The organism is Acinetobacter sp. SFB, assembly GCF_001647545.1.
GTDB lineage: Bacteria > Pseudomonadota > Gammaproteobacteria > Pseudomonadales > Moraxellaceae > Acinetobacter.
The window spans coordinates 1-21,096 of sequence record NZ_LSZH01000012.1; the positions used below are offsets into that span (position 1 = coordinate 1).

The window sequence follows — 21,096 nt, forward strand, 5'->3', positions numbered from 1 at the left end:
GTAAATGCTTATTGAATAAAGCTATACTAATGCAAACAATAATATAGGTAAAACAGTTTGTTTTTATTGTTATGATCGGATTTATAAATTTTTTGTTTTCCTATGTGTTGGAATTCAATAAATCTGATTGATTAAAAAAAGCGTTTAAAATTAAAATAAAAAATAATAATGAAAAATTATGTGAAAGTTATCGTATTTCGCATTTTCAGTCATGTTTTTATTAAGAAGTATTTATATTTTTTTAGTCTTATTAAATTAAAAAATTGTATCAAACTTTATAATTAAATTTAATTTATTGATTTTAAGTATTTTTGTATTTTTCTTGGCTTTTAAAATAAGGCTAGGCTTGCAGAAACTAGGATTAATATTTTGATTCAATATTCCGATTATAATAATAAGAACAAACTGTTGTACCTATTTTTTAATTTATCTTAGTGTTGTGCAAGTTTTAGGCTGTATGCCTAAAGTGTTTGCTTGAAATTGATTTATAAGGCTTTTTTAAAGTGAGTTTTTGGGGTGATATTACAGCGTTATAAAATTGTATTTGGAGGGACGATGGGTGCAGGGAAATCTGCTGCCATTAAAGTACTATCGGATATATCCGTTATATCTACGGAAGCGGTAAATACTGATACTGAAGCTCATAGTAAGTATTTGACCACTGTAGGCATCGATTATGGTGAAATCAGTTTAGATGATGGTACTAAAATTGGCTTATACGGCACACCTGGACAAGACCGCTTTGACTTTGTTTGGCCGGTTGTTTGTCAAGGCGCTATCGGTATAGTGATATTAATTGATCATTCACGTAATGACCGATTACAAAACTTAGAATTCTATTTAAATGCTTTTAAAGCTTACGGACACAATATTGTTATTGGGGTGACCCATTTAGACAAAAAGGATGATCAAGTCCTCAAGATCTATCGGGATTGGATGGCGTTATATGGTTATCAATATCCTTTGTTTGGCATAGATGCACGTCAACAAGATGATGTTCTACTGATGATTGAAACCTTAATCGCTTCAGTTGAAGTTCAGTCCAGATTAATTGTTTAGATAGGTGAAGTATGTTTAAGGTCGAACACTCACAAAAAATTCCTCAATATTTAATTGACGAAGGTGAAAATCAAATTAGAGATTTACTTGATTCTGTCAATGGTGTGCGTTTTGTCATGTTGTGTTCGTCTGACGGTTTTGAATTGGCGTTGGTGAGTAAAAAAACTTAGATAATGCAGGAAAAGTTGCTGCAGTAGGCAGTTCCATTTTGGCCATGGTTTCGGCTTTTATGGCAGAAATACCGCTTACTGGATGTCAAAATATAACTTTAGATGCCGATAACGGCAAAGTGATTTTGAGTACAGTCAGTCATACTGAACACCCCATGCTGATTGTTGTTTTGGCAGATTCAGATGCGTTGATTGGACATTTGTTGTATAGCGTAAAAAATACAGCCAAAACTCTTGCAAACCTATAAGTAAAGATATTTTAAAAAGGATTTGATTTGAAACGCTCAGCAGTAATGCTATGTACTAGTGAATTTTTATGAAACAGTTATTAAATGTTGCAATATTTGGTTTCAGCCTAAATGTTATGGATCAAATTAAAAAACAAGTAGCTTATGCCGTGGCTGACAATGTACCGGTTAAGTGGTGCAATATTGCTGAAAAGAACATTGATTTACTATTGGTAAATGATGCATTTTTTAATTCAAATAACATACAGCGTCTTATTGAACAGGATGTAAAAGCATATTTAAGACTCGAAAAACAGCAAGAGCGAGCAGGTCAAATTTCAGAAGACTGTTTATTTTATCCATTTAGCGAGTCAGACGATTTAGTCACTTGGATTCAGGAACAATTTTTTGACTATGAGTATCTGCCGCAATTTAATCTATCTATGTCGAAGCAAAAACCAGACGATGCTGCCAGAGTTCAGCATGTTTTAGATGAAATATTTATCCCCAGAAATGGATTCATTCAATTGATGAATGAACATGGCTGTTTTGCCTTGGTAGATACCCGAACAGAACGTATTTGGCTAAATGATGAAAATACATTGATACGTTTTAATGCAAGTTTGAGCCAGATGTATGCAAAGAATCAATTTGTACAGGAATTTACCAAAGACCGGCATGCACAAGATTTGCTTGTGTGGCTTTGGCCAGTACTCAGACATTCCAATATTGAATTGGAAAAAATTGATCACCATCAGTATTTTAAGCTAAATATTTGGCCTCAATTTGAAAAAGGTTTTGAACGCAAGAATTTATTGAAAATTGCTGCATGTTTTGCCCAAGGTGCAAAAGTAGCAGATGTAAAGCAATATCTTGAGCTGACAGATGAAACGGTTGAGCGCTTTATTTCAATTTTATTATTCATGCACTTGGGTGAAAAAATTGAGGCGAAACAAGCAATGTTCAATTCATCGGCAACACAGGATGATAGCTTCCAATTAAATAAACTTAAAAGTTTATTTGGCAAGCTGCGAAAAAAACTTGGACTTTAATTTGTCCCCATATTACACACGGGAATATCCCATACTTTAGAAGAGAGAAAAGAAATGGCACGTATCAGTTTAGATTCACTAACGACTATCGATGGCTTTGTTGCTGTCGCGCTAGTTGATTCAGAAAGCGGTTTAGTATTGGCGGCAGAAGGCTCAGGTATTGATTTGGAGTTGGCAGCTGCAGGGAATACAGAAGTTATCCGTGCAAAACGCAAAGTTGCTAAAGCTTTAAAATTAGATGACAGTATTGAAGATATTTTGATTACTTTAGGTAAGCAATATCATTTAATTCGTCCTTTAGATTCAAATGAAGCGCTATTTTTGTATTTAGTGCTGGATCGTTCTAAAGCGAATTTAGCGATGTCTCGTTACGAGTTAAAAGCTTTTGAAAAAGAACTCGATTTTTCATAAGAACAAATAAATAAAGAAACCGCCATAAGGCGGTTTTTTATATAAAATGCTATGCTTTAATTGAAAGAAAAATAAACTTCTTGGGATTTAATGAGTCATATGGTTAAACAAGGTATTTATCAACACTATAAAGGCAATTTATATCAGGTATTTCATGTGGCAACCCATAGTGAAACGCGTGAAAAGCTTGTCGTCTATCAATGCTTGTATGGCGATTATTCTATGTGGGTACGTCCTTTAGCGATGTTTCAGGAAACAGTTACTCTAGCGGATGGTCAAATTCTTCCGCGATTTAAATTGATTCAAGAAACTTCTTAAATACAGACTTCTGACATGGATTAGTTAAACTTACAATCATGGCTAAATAGGGGCATCAGATATGAGTATGAGTTTGACATTTCAGCAACGCATGCAAGAGTTGTATCAAAGTTTTATCAAATTTGATGCATTACAACATGAGCGTATTCAGCGTTATAGAAATATTGAACCTGATTCTGCATTATTTTTAGCGATGCAAATTCGTATCCAGCAGTCGAAATCAATTTTAGAAATCGGAACCTCTACTGGTTATTCGACTTTATGGCTGGCAAATGCAGCGCAAACTACACAAGGTCATGTAACCACACTTGAAATAGATCCATCACGCACTGCTCAGGCGCAACAATATGCACAAGAGTTGGCGTTGGATCAGGTGATTGATTTTTGGGTGGGGGATGCGCAAAATTTTCTTGAAAAATGTACCGATCAATATGATTTCATTCTGTTAGATGCCGAGCGTGATGCTTATGTGGATTACTGGGCTTATCTGCAAAATATGATTCATCCGCAAGGCGGCGTTTTGATTGTGGACAATGTTATCTCGCATGCGGCAGAAGTGAAAACCTTTATCGAATTAGTCAAAAATGATGGACGTTTCCTCACCCTGACGCTATCCAAAGGAGCGGGTTTGTTTATAATTTGCTATAAATAAAATAATAACAATACAAAATCGGGTTAAATTATAAATGAGGAAAATTGTCTTGGTTTACCGGATCTGATTTATTGAATTGAAATACGGGTGAATTGAACATCGTATTCCAAGTATTTATGTACAAAAGCAGTTTTATCATTACAGCGCAGTAAATTATTATAGATAAATTGAGGGACAGGGTGATACAGCTCACCTGATCCGTTGTTATAAAAAATTTTCAAATAGCGTGAAGACGCGTTGTATTTATAAGAAGTGACAATAAGCATTGTTCCCATAAGCGCTCCTTATTCTTTAATTCTATATACAGTATTGCATTGACTGCATAGTTTGAAACTAAGATAAAAGGGTCAGGGAATGTAGAGCAGAATTGTAATATTTTGAATAAAACAATAGGGCTATATCAACATGAATCATACTTGCGATTTATTGTTGCATAATTTGAATTGAGCGGAAGAATTGAATATTTTACGTTTTATATAGTCCATAAAAAACCGCGCTAAAAAGCGCGGTTTTTTGAATCATTTCAATCTAATCTAAATTAGATTTTACCTACTAGGTCGATTGAAGGAGCTAAAGTAGCATCGCCTTCTTTCCATTTAGCTGGGCAAACTTCACCTGGGTGAGCGTGAACATATTGAGCTGCTTTAACTTTACGAAGAAGTTCTGAAGCATCACGACCAACACCACCAGCGTTGATTTCAATGATTTGGATTTTACCTTCTGGATCGATAACGAATGTACCACGATCTGCAAGGCCATCAGCTTCGATTAATACATCGAAGTTTTTAGCAAGCGTCCAGTTCGCATCACCCACCATTACATATTGGATTTTTTTAATTTCTTCTGAAGAATCATGCCAAGCTTTGTGCGTGAAGTGAGTGTCAGTAGAAACTGAATAAATTTCAACGCCCAATTTTTGGAATTCAGCGTAGTTGTCTGCAAGGTCACCAAGTTCAGTTGGGCAAACAAAAGTGAAGTCAGCTGGGTAGAAAAATACTACAGACCATTTGCCTTTAAGATCAGCTTCAGTTACTTCGATAAATTGACCATTTTGGAATGCAGTTGCTTTAAATGGTTTAACTTCTGTATTAATTAAGCTCATCATTGTCTCCATGATTGAGATTTGTATTTGATATGCCAAAGAATAGCGAATTTTTTGTTATTGGTGAAACAGTATTTTTATATAATTAAAATCGGAAAAACCGAATTAACTATAATAAGGCTCACTATTCCACCAAATCTGATTGATTTATCTATTCAGGTCCATAAAAACAGGACTGAATGACAAAATATCAGTTTTTCAGCTTGCCTAAGAAGATGAAGGCTTAAGTACTAAAATTCAAGGGTAAATTATTTTTAATTAAATTTCTTTTTGCAGAATGAATTATTCTTAGATAAATCCTTCTTATTAGACAAAGGATATAACAAGCAGTATGTCGACTGGGTTGAATGATATCACCTATCGATTTAGCTTTATTGAATGGTTTGTTTTTTATACTTTTGCAGATTCTTTACATCAAACTTCCTCAATAAACATGGCACTGTCTTTCTCTCGAGAGCGTTACAGCGTAAAATATTCAGTTCAATTTTTTGTTTTGGGATAAATTATCTGTGTTAAGTCATTTAAATGTAGATCAATGGGTCATGGCACGTGACCGTCATCGTTTAAATCGGCTACGCAAAGGTAAAGATGCCAACGAAAAACAGTATCAAGAATTATTAGAAAAATCGAATCATAAAGTTCGTGAGCGTCTATCGCATGTTCCGAACATCAAGCTCAATCAAGACCTTCCGGTTACCCAATATAAAGACAAGCTGATTGAAGCGATTCAAAAGCATCAGGTCATTATTGTGGCCGGGGAAACCGGTTCGGGTAAAACTACACAGTTACCGCAAATTGCCATGCTTGCCGGGCGTGGTTTAACCGGCATGATTGGTCATACCCAACCGCGTCGACTGGCGGCACGTAGTGTATCGCAACGTATTGCTGAAGAAGTCGGTGAGAAACTGGGTGAATCCATTGGTTTTAAAATTCGTTTTAATGAACAGGGTTCGCAAGATTCGATTGTCCGTTTAATGACGGATGGTATTTTGCTGGCAGAATTATCCAATGATCGATTCCTCACCAAATATGACACCATTATTATTGATGAAGCACATGAACGTTCTCTCAATATCGACTTTATCATGGGCTATCTCAAACAGCTTTTGCCTAAACGTCGTGATTTAAAAGTCATCATTACTTCAGCAACTCTAGATGTAAACCGCTTTAGCAGCTACTTTTTTGATGCCCCGATTTTTGAAGTCGAAGGTCGTAGCTTTCCTGTAGAGCTGCGTTATCGTCCAATTTCAGAAATGACCATTGGGGGTAGTGATGACGATGAATTTGATGACTTTGAAGAGAACCTGCCACGTGCAGTGGTTCAAGCGGTCAATGAGTGTTTTCAGGATGCGCAGGAAAAAGGCCATCCTGAACATGCCGATATCCTGATTTTTGCTAGCACAGAACAGGAAATTCGAGAACTGCAAGAAACCTTGCAAAAGCATGGGCCACGGCATACCGAAATTTTACCCTTATATGCACGTTTGGCTTTGGCTGAACAGCAAAGAATTTTTAATCCGGGTGGAAGCGGGAGACGCATTATTATTGCCACTAACGTGGCAGAAACGGCTTTAACCGTGCCTAATATTCGCTATGTAATTGACAGCGGATTTGCCCGTATTTCACGTTACAGTTACCGTTCCCGTGTACAGCGCTTACCGATTGAGGCGGTATCACAAGCGGCAGCCAATCAGCGTAAAGGTCGTTGTGGCCGTATTGCCCCCGGTGTGTGTATTCGACTGTATTCAGAAGATGACTTTCTCAGCCGTCCTGAATTTACCGAACCAGAAATCAAGCGTACAAATTTGGCCTCTGTGATTTTGCAGATGCAAAGCCTGAATCTGGGCGAGCTGGAAAGTTTCGACTTTATTGAACCGCCAGATCATCGCTTGGTGAATGATGGTCGCAAGTTGCTGATTGAGCTTGGGGCGATGCATGAGAAAAATTCTTCTAAAGCGGAAGAAGAAAAATTATCTTCAAATTCTAGCTCTTCTAAAAAAGTGGGAACACCTGGCGGACTAACCAAAATTGGTCAGCAAATGGCGAAAATGCCGATTGACCCACGGTTGGCCCGTATGATTTTAGGCGGCGCACATTTTGGTGTACTCAATGAAATGCTGATTATTGTGGCTGCGCTGGCAGTGCAAGACCCGCGTGAACGTCCGGCCGATAAACAGACCCAAGCCGATCAGAAGCATGCGTTATTTAAGGAAGCTGATTCTGACTTTTTGTTTTACATCAAGTTATGGGAAACCTTGCAGAATAACCGTACTGCAATGAATGAAAAAAAACGTCGTGATTTTGCCCGTCAGCATTTTTTAAGCTGGTTACGTATACGTGAGTGGAAAAAAACGCATGAGCAATTAACAGAATTGGCTCAAGGTTTAAAACTTTCATTTAATGAGATAAGCGCTAATTATGAAAATTTACATCGGGCTTTATTGACCGGTTTACTTTCATTTATTGCCAATAAAACCGATGAAAAAAATGTCTATATGGCAGTGCGCCAGCAAAAAGCCCGCATTTTCCCGGCATCGACTTTGCATAAAGCCAGTGCGTCCTGGGTAATGGCTTTTGAGATGGTGGAAACCTCGCAAGTGTATTTGCGGACTTTGGCGAAAATTGAACCTGAATGGATTTTACTCGCTGCACCTGATTTGCTGAAGCATCATTATTTTGAGCCGCATTGGTCGAAGAAAGCCGGTATTGTTAATTGTTATGACCAGATTTCATTATTTGGTTTAATCATCGAGCCGAAGCGTTTGATGAACTATGAAAAGGTGGATCAGCCAGCAGCGCATGAGATTTTCCTACGTGATGCTTTAACTACGGGTAATTTAGGCATTACCCCGCCATTCTTGAAGCATAACTTACTCAAGCTTGAAGAAGTGGAGCGTGTGGAAGATAAACTGCGTCGTCGAGATCTGGTGGTAGATGAAGAAACCATCTATCAGTTCTATGCATCCAAAGTACCTGAAGAGGTCGCCAGCCGACGAACCTTTGAAGATTGGCGTGCAACGGTCGAACCGCAACATCCAGATTATTTATTTATCGATGATGATGCATTGTGGATGAATGATCGTCAAACTACCCAGCAATTCCCCGATTATTTGCACAATGGTTCTTTACGCTTGGCGGCAAGTTATCGTTTTGATCCAAGTCATGATGAAGATGGTGCAACGGTTAAAATTCCAGTTCAGGCATTGCCCCAGGTGGATGAAAATATCTGGTCGTGGGGCATACCGGGTTGGCGTCAGAATTTGATTGAAGCGTTGTTAAAATCACTACCTAAAGATAAACGTCGTCATCTGGTTCCAATTCCGGATACTGCGCGTAAGCTGATGAACGGTATTGATGCGGTACATTTACGTGAGCACATTTTTAGTTATTTAGCTTTTCAGTTACGTGGCGAACAAATCACGGCTAAAGATTTTTCCTTTGATCGGGTTGATCAGTATTTGATGCCGTTCATTAAAGTCATTGACGAAAAAGGCCGGGTGCTTGAAAAAGGCCGCGATTTGGCTGAACTTAAAGCGCGTTGCCGTACAGAAACGCATAGTCCGGTGAAACAGCTCAAAGGTGAGTTTAAGACTTTCCCGGATAATTTTACATTTGAAGCCTCACAAAAAGTGACAGGGGTGATTGTTAAGCAATATCAAGCTTTGGTTCCGACTAAAGCATTTGCAGAATTAAATGCAAAAGATGAATCCGGAGTGGTGATTCAAACCTTTAATGATCAGGCTGAAGCGATTCGTCAGCACCGGGAAGGGGTGATTCATCTGGTTTATATGCAGTTGGGCGACTTGGTTCGTCAACTGAAAAAACAGATTTCAAAACCACTGGCTTTGGCCTATTCACCGCTGGGTGACAAAGCTCAATTAGAACAAATGCTAGTGTATGCCACACTTCAATTGACAATAAATGAACTTCCTGTCAATGCTGAAGAGTTTCAAAAATTAATTTTAAATGTAAAAAAATCTTTCCTAACGCATGGACAAGAGGCATTATTAGTGCTGAGTGATATTTTTATCCAATGGCAGGATATTCGTCGGAAATTGTTGGTTTTAGACGATTCTCTGTTTGGGAAAAATATCGATGACATTGAAGATCAGCTTGATTTAATGAATCTTTCCGACTTTGTGTATGTGAAATCTTCAGACATCTGGCAGGAATTCCCACGTTATTTAAAGGCATTGATCTTGCGTTTAGAGCGCTTGCCAAATAATCTACAAAGGGACAATTCTGCCATCGATCAAGTTGACCCCTGGATGGAAAAATTATTTAAGTTTAAAAATGACGTTCGCCTGAAAGAACTGTACTTCATGGTTGAAGAATTTCGTATTAATTTGTTCTCACAGCCAATGAAAACAAAGATGCCGGTTTCTCCAACCCGATTGCAGAAAGTATGGGATCAATTAGGCATCAGTTAACATAGCGCGATATTAGCAGGAGTTTTACATGGGCATTCGTATTACAGGTACTGGCCTTTATCATCCAGAAGAAGCCATTAGCAATGAAGAATTGGTTGCAAGTTTAAATGCTTATGTGGAACAGTTTAACCAGGACAATGCTGAAAAAATCGCAGCGGGTGAAATTGAAGAACGTCGTGGTTCAAATGCCGAATTTATTGAAAAAGCATCCGGTGTTAAAAGTCGTTATGTTGCTGAAAAGTCAGGGGTGCTCGATCCAAAACGACTATATCCACGTTTACGTGAACGCAGTAATGATGAACTTTCCATTCAGGCAGAATGGGGCGTTACAGCTGCTAAACAGGCAATGGAAAATGCCGGTGTCACGGCCGAAGATATCGATGTTGTCATTCTTTCATGTTCTAACATCCAGCGGGCTTATCCTGCTGTAGCCATTGAAATTCAAACTGCTTTAGGTATTGAAGGCTATGCCTATGACATGAATGTCGCCTGTTCTGCTGCGACATTTGGACTAAAACAGGCGGCTGATGCCATCAAATGTGGCGCACGCCGTGTACTGCTGGTGAATGTAGAAATTACTTCGGGTCATACCGATTTCCGCTCACGTGACTGCCACTTTATTTTTGGTGATGTCGCAACAGCGTCTATTATTGAAGACACGGAAACTAAAACCGGTTTTGAAATTGTGGATACGCATTTATTCACCCAATTTTCAAACAACATTCGCAACAACTTTGGTTATTTAAACCGGAGTGAAGATGCGGTTGTAGATGACAAACTGTTTCAGCAAGACGGTCGTAAAGTTTTTAAAGAAGTTTGTCCACTGGTTGCGAAAATCATTACCAAGCAACTTGAGAAAAACCAGATTGCACCGACCAATGTGAAGCGTTTCTGGTTACACCAAGCCAATGCCAGCATGAATGATCTGATCTTAAAATATGTAGTCGGTAAAGATGCTGACCGTGCACTGGTGCCTATTATTTTGGATGAGTTTGCCAATACGTCTTCTGCAGGTGTAATTATTGCCTTGCACCGTACTGCACATGAAGTAAATGACGGGGAATACGGTGTACTTTGCTCATTCGGTGCGGGTTATTCTGTCGGTTCGATTCTGGTACAAAAACACGTTGTTGCATAAGGAACACTATATTGCAGGTTGAGCATGATGCAAAATGGATTAAAGGCCTAAGTGCATTATCCAAACAGTATTTCACCCCCAGCTTTTTCAGTGCTGAACATATTGATGCATCCAAACCTGCAATGTATGTCGGTAATCACACCCTGTATGGAATATTTGATTCACCCATCCTGATTGATTACCTCTATAACCAACATAAAGTGGCTGTGGTCAGTATTGCTGATCATGGCCATTTTTATTTGCCAGGCTGGCGCACCTTGTTTAAAAAATTTGGTGCGGTCGATGGCAATAAAGAATATATCCGTGCCGTGATGCAACAGGGTTATTCAATTCTGGTCTTTCCCGGTGGTGGACGAGAAGTCTTAAAAAGAAAAGGTGAGGCTTATCAGCTGATCTGGAAGCAGCGTTATGGTTTCTTAAAACTGGCGCAAGAATTTAACTACGACATTGTTCCATTTGCAGCTTTGGGTGGTGATGACGTCTTTGAATTGGGTTTTGATGCCAATTCGATTATTGAAAGTCAATGGTTTCAAAAGCTTTTGAAAGTCCCTCAACTGGATAAATTACTCCGCCATGGTGATGTGATTCCTTCCTTGCCTAAAAACATTATCCCGAAACGATTACCTTTTTATTTTCAATTTATGCCGCGACAAAATTTAATGCAGATTGAAAATTCCGAACAATTGAAAGATTTCCGCGACCTGATTCAGCAACAAATCTACGTCGGATTAGAACAGTTAAAACAACAACGTGAAAATGAAAAGCTTGATTAAGTTTGATCAATATTTTATTTCTAATTTTTTGTAGTGGAAGATCAAATCATTAAGTTAAGTCTGGATAAATGATCGGACAGGTTTGATTAAACTTTCCAGGCAGCATACAGTGGTTTCATTCTAATATTAAATTCATCTTAGGATGCTTGTTTAATTTGAGGCGAGTATGGAACAGGATCGTTTAGTACCGCAGTATCCATTGATTGCGAAACAGTTACTCAGAATTTCTAAAAGTCTAAATGAGATTTTTCAAGATCAGCTCAAGATTGTCGGTGATCTGAATGCCCAAAATATGTTTCGTATTGATCAAGAGCGGCATGTTGTAAAAATAGCCAATGGTTTATTTCAACTCGAATTTCATTCACCAGCGTCAGATTTGAAAAGCATTTTGCAGTGTGATTTTTCTTATTTGGGGCAAAAAGCAGAATTAGTTGAAGAATTTATTCTGCATGATCTGTATTTTCTAACCGGTGATTTAAAACTGCAACATTCATTATTTTTACGTCAAAAAGCCCAGCAATTTCGTCAACTGTTACTCGATCAGGTTTATTTGTGGGTCAATGGGGCTGAACGAGTCAGTGCTTATTTAAAATATCTGTGTGTAGATGAAGCTGAAATGATTGATCAGCTCATGATGAGTGCAGAGATTTATCACTCGAAAGTGCTGACCGATTATGTGCGGAATAAATCGGCTTTGCCTGAAACTGTTGTACAAATGCTGCAACAGGTTTGCTCGATTCAAGTGGTATGTGGTGAGGAGTTTTTACCGATCCAGCCCTTGATGGAATGTCTGGATGAATTCTGTTTTAGCGCCTCGCAGTTTTTACCTGCCGCAATGTATCGCATTATGGCACTGTCATTTGAAGAACGTTTTAATTTAAATGAGTTGATGGAACATCAAGATGATATCCAGTTGCTGTATCGGCATGCAGAAGAAAAATCACACTTATTAGGCTTCGTACGGTTAATGCGCCGTGAACTTTGGCAACGTGATGACCTATTGTCAAAGCATAATTTTCTTCAGGCGACATCTACAGTTTGGCAGAAGAAAGTTGCAAAGATGCCATTATTTGATTATCCACGTGCAGTGAACTGGTTGTTTAAACAATCAGGTGAGGTGGTGGATTGGCTCAGTCGCCATATTCAACACAGCAGTGTCAGGGTCGCTGTGACAGCTTTAAGTTTTGTGGATAGCAGTCAGGTTCATCCGCAGGTCATTTTAGCTACCTTGCAGTATTTTCAGCACTCTTCAGCGCGTATGTTCATTTATAGCTGTCACTATTTTGCGATGCAAGAAGCTTGGTTTGAGCATGAAAACAATCTTAGTCTGTTACTTAAAGGCCAGAAACAAGCCTTAGATGATCATCGTATTGCAATCAGTCCGTCAATTTTGTATCTGGATGAATGGATGGAGCTGATGCAGAATGTCACCAAAGGGAACCAGCAAATCGTAAAAAGGGTCTATTTACGTTTAAGTTGGGTAATGCAAGCTTATATGTTGTATCTACAGAAAATAACATACGCCTTACCTGAAGACTTAATGTTTTATATCCGCCCTGAAACCCATCAAAATCGTGATTTTTATATAGTATTGCAACGCTATAAAATGCAGCCGGATCAGTTTCGGCAAATCTTTTATTTACGTGAGCGACATGTAAGAGTGTCAGTTTTTGATTCCTATGTGCGGGATTATTTGGTTGATTATTTTACCGACAATAAAATGGTGCTCTAAAGTACCACCTGGATGGGGCTGTTTCATCAAGCGATTCATTGGCATGCTCACCTCCAGAAACAGGAAATTATTGCGCAGTTAAAGAAAAATTATGCCGAAGTTGTATGGCAACCTCTGATGGTTGAGAAAAAGATTCAGTTTGCAGGCTGGAGTTTTGAGGAGTTGGCAGACTTAGACCGAATTATTGAAGAATCAAAATGGTGTCATCACTGTCTGGCTGTCAGCTATGCACAGCGAATTATTGACGGGGAATATGTGGCTTTTCATATGGCATCTGAAACCGGGATGCATCATATGACTTTGGGATGTCATTTACAGGGTAGCCAATTGGTCTATGACCAGTTGGAATATTCACATAATAGAAAAGCTGAATATTTTTTTGTGAATGTCGCTTTACAATTTATCTCCTGGTTAAATGCACAGTTAATATCACTTAAGTGACAGTTGCTGTCGTTAAACTTTTTTCTGGGCTTAACTTTTAGGGAAAAAATCGTTAGGCTATAGCCGTTAATTTACGGTTATAGGTCTTATGAAACAAGAAACTGCACTCAAGCTTTTAAAAGCGGGCGAAAATGTCTTTTTAACAGGTTCGGCTGGTGCAGGGAAAACCTATACTCTCAATCAGTACATTAATTATTTAAAAGTCCGTAAAGTACCGGTGGCCATTACGGCATCGACCGGTATTGCAGCCACGCATATGAACGGCATGACCATTCATACCTGGGCCGGGATTGGGATCAAGGATTTTTTATCCGATGCTGATCTAAAAAACATGAAAGAGCGCAAATACTTAAAAGAGCATTTAGAAAATGCCCAAGTGCTGATTATTGATGAAATTTCAATGTTGCATGCCAAGCAGTTGAATCTTGTCAATCAAGTTCTCAAATACTTCAAAGAAAGTGATGAAGCCTTTGGCGGCATTCAGGTCATTGTCGCAGGTGACTTCTTCCAGTTACCGCCAGTGGGTAAAAATGATGAACGCAACCGTGATAAATTCTGCTTTATGTCCGATTCGTGGGTCGAAGCCAAATTTCGCGTCTGTTATTTGACTGAGCAACATCGTCAAGGTAACGATTATTTAAATGACATCTTAAATGCAATTCGTAGTCAAAGTATTACAGCCGAGCATTTACAGGCTTTAGAACAAACCCGCCAGCAAGATATTGGCGAAACCTATACCCGTTTGTATACTCACAATATGGATGTGGATGCGATTAACTTTAAGCATCTGAATGCCATTGAGGCGGATGAGCGACAGTTTGAAGCGGTCTGTGATGGCAATGATAAACTGATTGAAACTTTAAAGTCATCCGTGCGTGCGCCGGAAAATCTTACCTTAAAGAAAAATGCCAAGGTTATGTTTGTGAAGAATAACTTTGATATGGGCTATATCAACGGCAGTTTAGGTGAGGTGATTGGTTTCGAAGAAGATGATGATCATGGCATTTTACCTAAAGTAAAACTGACTGATGGTACAGTGCTGATTGTTCCACCTGAAACTTGGTCGGTAGATAACGATGCGGGTAAAACTATTGCCAGTTTTCAGCAAATTCCACTACGTTTGGCATGGGCAATTACCATTCATAAATCTCAAGGCATGACCCTGGAAGCGGCTGAAATTAATCTGGCGCATACTTTTGAAAAAGGTCAGGGCTATGTCGCAATATCACGGTTAAAAGCTTTAAGTGGCTTAAAACTGCTCGGAATTAATGAGCAGGCTTTGGAGCTGGATAGTTTGGCGATTAAAGCCGATCGACGTTTTCAGGAATTATCCCAAGAAGCCGAAAATCATTTTGAGTTGATTGATTTGGCGCCGCAACATAAAGCCTTTATTCGTCATTGTGGCGGTACCTTGAATGAAACTGAAATCCAGCGCAATGAGAAGAAAATCTCAAAAAGTGCTGGTAAAACCAATTATGCCACGGCAACCCTGGATGAAACGCGTGAACTTTTTGTCGAAGGTTATGAAATTCAGGATATTGCGGTTGAGCGCGGCTTAACGCCTGCAACCATTATCAATCATTTGGCTAAATTGCATAAAGAGCAGGGTCTGGATATTTCTGTTGCACATCCGGGTGAAGAGGTTGTAGAACAAGTGCGGAAAATTTATAAACGTTTAATGAAACGTCAAAGTCCTGAACATTTTAGTGAAGATGGAATCATTAAACTGCGTCCAATTGTGGAAGCGACTACACCGCGCATGGGGTATGATCAGGTGCGTCTGGCATTACTTTTTGTTGAATAGGCTGACAGATTGTCAGGTTAACGTACTGCAATATATGATTAATTTTTAGAAAATTTCATATCCCAAGAGTCAAGTTACGCTACACTTAAAAATCTTATTCAACAGTAACCCACGGATATGGAATTCAAAGCGTGGTACAAGCTTCGTAGATTTGTTTATGATACTTTGCATAACGATGACTATGAAAGTAATTTTAGTCGCAACGTAAACGTCTTTCTTGTTTTATTGATTATTGGGAATACTGTTGCAGTTTTACTGGAATCGATTAATGATATTTATCTGTCGTACCATGTGTTCTTTGATGCTTTTGAATTATTTTCCATCTTTATTTTTACCGCTGAATATTTATTAAGATTTTGGGCGGTTGCTGAAAAAAATCCGTTTAATAGTGCATGGAAAAATAGATGGTTGTGGGTGCGAAGTGGTGGTGCCATTATCGACTTACTTTCAATTTTACCCGCATACATCAACTTCTTTGTGCATATCGATTTACGTTTCCTGCGGATTCTCAGATTATTTAGACTGCTTAAGCTGACACGTTATTTTGTATCGTTACAAATTTTGTTGCGTGTGATTGAACGTGAAAAAGGCGCATTTCAAGCGGTTATTTTTATTTTACTGATTATGATAGTGATGGCAGCAGCTGGAGTATATGTTGTTGAAAATAAAGCACAGCCAGAAGTATTTAGCTCAATTCCTGCTTCTATGTGGTGGGCAGTGGTCACCCTAACTACAGTCGGTTATGGTGATGTTACGCCAATCACACCGTTGGGTCGGTTTTTGGGGGCATTGATTACAATTTTAGGTGTCGGTTTGGCTGCACTTCCCGCGGGTATTCTGGCGACTGGTTTGGCGAGTGAGCTTGAGCTGCGTAAGCAAAAGTTAGAATCGAAATTTCGTGAACTTTTACAGGTCGCAGAAATTGATTTTTTTACTGATGCGGAAAAAATTGAAAACTTGCGTAAAGAAGTAGGGCTGACTGTTGAGCAGACACAGGATATTGTATTACAGCTCATTCGTGAGCGTAAGGAAGAAGAATTAGAGCAAGAAAGGAATAAATATTGTTTCTGTCCGCATTGTGGGCATAAGCTGCCTGATTAAAGTTCTAGAATTACAGCAAAAAAAGAATCGATGATGAAGTCGAAAATCTAAAAAGAGGAAGTATTCGCTTCCTCATTTTTTATCATTTAGGTTCAGCGGTCATCATGCCCATACCGGCAATCCATTCCTGAATCGGTTCGTAGTAATGTACTTCTGAAGTATATTCACCACTTGCAGATTTAAAGTGCTTTAATAAGTCTTTAGCCCATTCCGGGTTCAGTGGTAGCCCGGCTGATAGTTACCATCTGCCCGACGTTGTTCGACTGCAATGACTTTAGAATAACGGAATAACGATCTAATAGACCTTCACAAAATACATCTAGCGGTTGAGTAAAACCGTGATCAGCCTGCACGATAGGAAAAGGAAACATCAATATCGCGCTCTAGGTAATGTTCAATTAAGCCGAGTGCTTTATCATCTGGAATATTTAATGGAGCAGGCCCGTAGTTCCAGTCATCTGCAGCAGTTGCGCGTACACCGACACAAAGACTTGGCACTATTGCTTTTCATTTCGATAAGACTAAGACCAAAATTTTAAAGCTGTTCGCGTTTTTAAGTGAATGTGTTATCCATCGCGAATTAAATATTTTTGTGGCATTCAATAGATTAGAAAAAAGAATAAATGAGGTAATGGAGAGAATTGAAGAAACATTCAGCATTGGTGAATTTGGCACATCATAAAATTAATACTTTGCGTTCAAAAATTAATTTGTTATGTTGTTTAGGAATAAAAATAATTTGAATCATTTTTAAAATAGAAAATAAGATAATTTTTCTATTATTCAAAACAATTAAAAAAATAAAAGGGAAGAATTTATGAAACATTATCAGAGAGCTGCTCTAGCATTAGTGGTTGCCAAGCTCGAATTTGGTAACACTAAATCCAATATTTATGATTATAACGAAAGCGTTTATCCTCAGATCAGCGGCAATGTAAATCAACAGGAAGCTAAACTTTTTGATTATCATCGATCGGTCATTTTTGAGGGACGAAATACTGGTCGAGAATTCAATTTATATGATTATGGCCATAGTGAATTTATCAGTTTAAAAAAGAAAGGCGTAAAAAAATATGAAGGTTATCATTATGGCAATTCCAGTTATTTTGAGATCACCATTTCAGGTTCTACCTTAAGTTTTTATGATTTTGGCACTGAGCAATATTATCGTTTTTCTTAGTAGCTGATCTATTTTATCTTATATTAAATAATCCCTAAAAATAGGCTATCTTTGCTTTGAAATACCTGACCGTAGTCAATTATGCAGCGTCAGTCAATTCTTCATCAACTTGTTGTGCCCTTTTAGTCGCCAAGTCACGTGTTATTAAATCACAGTCTGGATTCCCCATACGCATTAAGCATGATATCTGTATCCACCGTGATGATTTGCGGCAAGCAGTCTTTAAAGTCCGAATAGCTCGTGTAGCTAAGAATCAGAGTATGTTTTTATTGCTATTTAAATAGAGTTTGAATGACTTCATTGCTCAATCCCAGTATTCGATCTGATTCATTTTATCTAGCGCTAAGCCTTCATGAACACGGCTTCATCAATCTGGATAATTACCAAACCAGCATCATTTTTTTTCTTCAGTAAATTTAAGTTCCTGTTTCGACCCAACCCTTGAATAGCCAAGAACATGACAAGTAATAAGCATGAGGTTTTGTTACATGACTATTCTTTTTACGAAAAAATCATTAAATAAAAAATGAAAATAACTCATTATTTTTATGCTAAGATTAATTTAATTCATTCTATGTTTTACAGTTTTGGGCTTTCTCATATCAAGCTCAAAATATACGCTTTGTTGGAATTTTATTTATATGCTAGAAATTCGCCATTTAAAAACACTGACTGCTTTACGTGAGCATGGTTCATTAGTAGCTGCGGCCAATGATTTGTGTTTAACCCCATCGGCCATTTCCCATCAGCTGAAAGAACTGGATCACTGGTATGGGGTGGAGGTGGTGAATCGCCGTAGTCGTCCTGTGACTTTTTCAAATGTAGGACAGCGTTTACTGAAACTGGCAGATGATGTATTGCCGCAAATTCAGATTACTCAAACTGATATTACCCGTATTGTGCATGGTCAAACCGGGCGTATTATTTTTTCGTCAGAATGTCATAGTTGTTTTGACTGGTTGATGCCTTTGCTTAACCAATATCGTCATCTATATCCAGACGTTGATCTGGACTTTGCATCAGGTTTTGAAGCTAATCCACATGAACTTTTGCAAAATGCAGAATTTGACATGTTGATTACTGCAGATCCGATTGCATTAAAAGGCATCGAATATTTCCCGATTTTTGAATATGAATCACGTTTGGTTTTATCCAATACTCATCACTTGGTTCGTGCCGAACGTATTACCGTTCAAGAGTTGGCAGAGGAAACCCTAATTACATATCCAGTAGATAAACACCGTCTAGATATCATGGCGAAACTGTTTATTCCTGCAAATATTCAACCGAAGCACGTACGCACCACAGATTTAACTCAGATGCTGATTCAATTGGTGGCGAGTGGTCGAGGTATTGCGGCACTTCCAGATTGGGTGGTAAATGAATATGAGCAAAAAGGGTGGGTGACTTCACGCCGTTTAGATTGCGTCTCTGCTACAGGTTTGCGCCGTACTTTATATGCTGGCTATAGAACCGAAGAGAAAGAGAAAAGTTACTTTGAAGGTTTCTTAAAGCAATTGGCTAAATTCTCGCAAAAGCGTAATCAGTATTATTCTGCATAAATAGAGTAGATCATTCATTTAAAAAAAAGAGGCCATCAATAGAACAGATGAGTTGGCTTATTAACTTATCTGTTATTGGTTTTTTTAAATGAGATAATAAAAAATTTCACAAAGACTGAATCTTAAGCGGAGTAAAGCAGTACTCATAATTATTAAGAATATCCGATAAACAGGGTCAATATACCTGCGGCAATTAAAGGGCCGACCGGCACACCGCGCAATACCGCAACGCCTGCAACCGTACCAATCAATAATCCTGCAACCACATCAGGTTGATTGCTCATGAGTTTAACTCCACGACCACCGAGCCAAGCAACTAGAACACCAATCGCAATTGCCAGCAAAGATTTCCAGCTCATAAAGGATTTTAAAATCGCATCTCCCGGAATTTTTCCACTAGCAATCGGGGTCAAAACACCAATGGTTAAAATGATGATACCGATATTTAAACCGTGTTGTTGCAAATAAGGGAAAAATTCACTCAAAGGGGTAATGCGAAAAACAATTAAAACACCCGCAGCAATCGTCACGGCACTATTATGACTAAAGATACCGCAAGCCAATAAAACCAAAAGAACGATCAAATTTAAATCTAAATTGGACATTATTTTTTAAGGGAGAGTGACGTAAATAATCGCTATTGTAACGGGTTTTGAGTCTAGATTTATCTTAAACAAAGTGAACAATAAAATTAGTCTGCATTTCAGTATAGAATGCGCCTTTCTGGATGGTTAAGAGGTTAGGTTTATGTTCTTGGAAAAGATGTTGCAATCGCAAGGTTTCGGTTCGCGTAAACATTGCCAGCAGCTCATTAAAAATGGTGTGATTGCCATCAACGGTGACGTCATCATCAATGCAAAACATAAACTTGATTTAAGTAATTTAAGTTTTTCAGTGCATGGCGAAAGTTTTGATTATCGTGAAAAGGTTTATATTGCTTTAAACAAGCCTCAAGATTATGAATGTTCTCATCAGGCGACTCATCATTTTAGTGTGTTTGACCTTTTTAATGATGTGTTGATGAATCGTGGTTTGCAATGTGTAGGACGTCTAGATCAGGACACCAGTGGGCTTTTATTACTCACGGATGATGGCCAGTTTCTACAAGCGCTAACGCATCCGAAAAAACATGTGGCAAAAGTCTATCGAATGAAAACCGCCGACCCTGTGACAGAGCAACAGATTCAGCAATTGCAGCAGGGCGTAGAATTACGTAATGAGTCAGGTATTTTTGCAGCGACCGATGTGATTCAGCTTTCGGAAAATGAATTACAGTTGACCATTCATCAAGGTGTTTATCATCAGGTGAAACGGATGTTGGCTGCGGTGGGAAATAAAGTTGAACAATTGCATCGCCAACAAATTGGTGCTTTGGCACTTCCTGAATTAGAGCAAGGCAAGTGGATTTATTTAACTGAAGAACAAGTCGAACTCGCCAAGACACGCATGACTATTTAAGGAAGCAATGATAAGTTTGAAATTCATCATCTTTTACAAAGCCCATTTGCTCATAGAGTTGATGTGATTGGTAATTGGTTTTTTGCGTCTCTAAACTAATGCGTAATGCATTTTCATGTCGTGCAAATAAAATAGCGGTATCAATCAGTTGTTTTGCCGAACCCTGACGTCTATAGGTTGGGGTGACATACACATCATCCAAAATATAATAGATTGAACAAGCGACTGAAGAAAAACCTAAATAAAGTAAAACAAAACCGGTAAAAACATCATCTTTAACATGAATAAAAATCACGCTTTCCTGATTTTCAAAGCGCTGTTTTAAGAATTGATAAGATGCGTTTAAGTTGGAAGAAGCACCATAAAATTGGCGATATTCATCGAATAAAACTGCAAGAGGATGTAGGTCTTCTAGCGTTGCACGTCTTACGATCATTCTATACTCCATGCTTTTTTTGTCTTTGCATGAAGCATAACTAATTTTTT

Annotated in this window: 18 protein-coding genes and 2 pseudogenes; 15 read left to right on the forward strand and 5 right to left on the reverse strand. The window is 38.4% G+C overall.

Annotation, left to right across the window (positions count from 1 at the left end; genetic code table 11):
* Positions 1-516: 516 nt before the first annotated feature.
* From AY606_RS07285 to AY606_RS07310, 6 genes and pseudogenes are all read left to right on the forward strand, one after another.
* On the forward strand, positions 517-1,059 hold the full coding sequence (locus AY606_RS07285; RefSeq protein ID WP_067866637.1) for a GTP-binding protein: 543 nt from the start codon (positions 517-519) through the stop codon (positions 1,057-1,059).
* 11 nt (positions 1,060-1,070) lie between these two features.
* Positions 1,071-1,477: pseudogene (locus AY606_RS07290) on the forward strand (roadblock/LC7 domain-containing protein).
* 68 nt (positions 1,478-1,545) lie between these two features.
* On the forward strand, positions 1,546-2,508 hold the full coding sequence (locus AY606_RS07295; RefSeq protein WP_067866639.1) for a hypothetical protein: 963 nt from the start codon (positions 1,546-1,548) through the stop codon (positions 2,506-2,508).
* Positions 2,509-2,562: 54 nt separating this feature from the next.
* Positions 2,563-2,919, forward strand: coding sequence for a roadblock/LC7 domain-containing protein (locus tag AY606_RS07300; protein WP_067866641.1), 357 nt, complete (start codon positions 2,563-2,565; stop codon positions 2,917-2,919).
* 99 nt (positions 2,920-3,018) lie between these two features.
* Positions 3,019-3,237, forward strand: a complete 219-nt coding sequence (locus AY606_RS07305) for a DUF1653 domain-containing protein (RefSeq protein WP_067866642.1) — start codon at positions 3,019-3,021, stop codon at positions 3,235-3,237.
* Between the two features lie 61 nt (positions 3,238-3,298).
* The gene (locus AY606_RS07310; protein ID WP_067866643.1) at positions 3,299-3,889 is read left to right on the forward strand and encodes an O-methyltransferase; all 591 of its coding nucleotides are present in this window, start codon (positions 3,299-3,301) and stop codon (positions 3,887-3,889) included.
* A 68-nt stretch (positions 3,890-3,957) separates the two neighbouring features.
* Here AY606_RS07310 and AY606_RS07315 read toward each other — a convergent pair whose 3' ends face one another.
* Positions 3,958-4,164, reverse strand: coding sequence for a KTSC domain-containing protein (locus tag AY606_RS07315; protein WP_067866644.1), 207 nt, complete (start codon positions 4,162-4,164; stop codon positions 3,958-3,960).
* A gap of 263 nt (positions 4,165-4,427) precedes the next feature.
* Positions 4,428-4,991, reverse strand: coding sequence for an alkyl hydroperoxide reductase subunit C (ahpC, locus tag AY606_RS07320; protein ID WP_067866646.1), 564 nt, complete (start codon positions 4,989-4,991; stop codon positions 4,428-4,430).
* A 542-nt stretch (positions 4,992-5,533) separates the two neighbouring features.
* On the opposite strand from ahpC, the gene hrpA reads away from it, so the two are divergent.
* From hrpA to AY606_RS07350, 6 genes and pseudogenes are all read left to right on the forward strand, one after another.
* Positions 5,534-9,421: an ATP-dependent RNA helicase HrpA gene (gene hrpA, locus AY606_RS07325; RefSeq protein ID WP_502692117.1), complete on the forward strand. Its 3,888-nt coding sequence runs from the start codon at positions 5,534-5,536 to the stop codon at positions 9,419-9,421.
* A 28-nt stretch (positions 9,422-9,449) separates the two neighbouring features.
* A complete protein-coding gene (locus AY606_RS07330) occupies positions 9,450-10,559 on the forward strand; it encodes a beta-ketoacyl-ACP synthase III (RefSeq protein ID WP_067866650.1) in 1,110 nt (369 codons plus the stop codon).
* A gap of 11 nt (positions 10,560-10,570) precedes the next feature.
* Complete coding sequence (locus tag AY606_RS07335; protein ID WP_067866652.1) at positions 10,571-11,332, forward strand: lysophospholipid acyltransferase family protein; 762 nt, start codon at positions 10,571-10,573, stop codon at positions 11,330-11,332.
* Positions 11,333-11,498: 166 nt separating this feature from the next.
* Positions 11,499-13,505, forward strand: a pseudogene (locus AY606_RS07340) (hypothetical protein).
* An 88-nt stretch (positions 13,506-13,593) separates the two neighbouring features.
* Positions 13,594-15,309: a DEAD/DEAH box helicase gene (locus AY606_RS07345; protein WP_067866655.1), complete on the forward strand. Its 1,716-nt coding sequence runs from the start codon at positions 13,594-13,596 to the stop codon at positions 15,307-15,309.
* A gap of 117 nt (positions 15,310-15,426) precedes the next feature.
* Complete coding sequence (locus tag AY606_RS07350; protein WP_067866656.1) at positions 15,427-16,410, forward strand: ion transporter; 984 nt, start codon at positions 15,427-15,429, stop codon at positions 16,408-16,410.
* 342 nt (positions 16,411-16,752) lie between these two features.
* Here the strand turns inward: AY606_RS07350 and AY606_RS16085 are convergent, their stop codons facing one another.
* Positions 16,753-16,908 carry a hypothetical protein gene (locus tag AY606_RS16085; protein WP_155858141.1) on the reverse strand — a complete coding sequence of 52 codons (156 nt, stop codon included), beginning with the start codon at positions 16,906-16,908 and terminating at the stop codon, positions 16,753-16,755.
* A 319-nt stretch (positions 16,909-17,227) separates the two neighbouring features.
* On the opposite strand from AY606_RS16085, the gene AY606_RS07355 reads away from it, so the two are divergent.
* A complete protein-coding gene (locus AY606_RS07355; RefSeq protein ID WP_067866658.1) occupies positions 17,228-17,590 on the forward strand; it encodes a hypothetical protein in 363 nt (120 codons plus the stop codon).
* 641 nt (positions 17,591-18,231) lie between these two features.
* Positions 18,232-19,152, forward strand: a complete 921-nt coding sequence (locus tag AY606_RS07360) for a LysR family transcriptional regulator (RefSeq protein ID WP_067866660.1) — start codon at positions 18,232-18,234, stop codon at positions 19,150-19,152.
* A 152-nt stretch (positions 19,153-19,304) separates the two neighbouring features.
* On the opposite strand, the gene AY606_RS07365 is transcribed toward AY606_RS07360, so the two are convergent.
* Positions 19,305-19,757, reverse strand: a complete 453-nt coding sequence (locus AY606_RS07365) for a DUF441 domain-containing protein (RefSeq protein ID WP_067866662.1) — start codon at positions 19,755-19,757, stop codon at positions 19,305-19,307.
* A 142-nt stretch (positions 19,758-19,899) separates the two neighbouring features.
* Between AY606_RS07365 and AY606_RS07370 the strand changes: the two genes are divergently transcribed.
* Positions 19,900-20,610, forward strand: coding sequence for a pseudouridine synthase (locus AY606_RS07370; RefSeq protein WP_067866664.1), 711 nt, complete (start codon positions 19,900-19,902; stop codon positions 20,608-20,610).
* On the opposite strand, the gene AY606_RS07375 is transcribed toward AY606_RS07370, so the two are convergent.
* The gene (locus tag AY606_RS07375; RefSeq protein ID WP_067866665.1) at positions 20,603-21,046 is read right to left on the reverse strand and encodes a GNAT family N-acetyltransferase; all 444 of its coding nucleotides are present in this window, start codon (positions 21,044-21,046) and stop codon (positions 20,603-20,605) included. The two genes, AY606_RS07370 and AY606_RS07375, sit on opposite strands and share 8 nt — an antisense overlap.
* Positions 21,047-21,096: the final 50 nt, after the last annotated feature.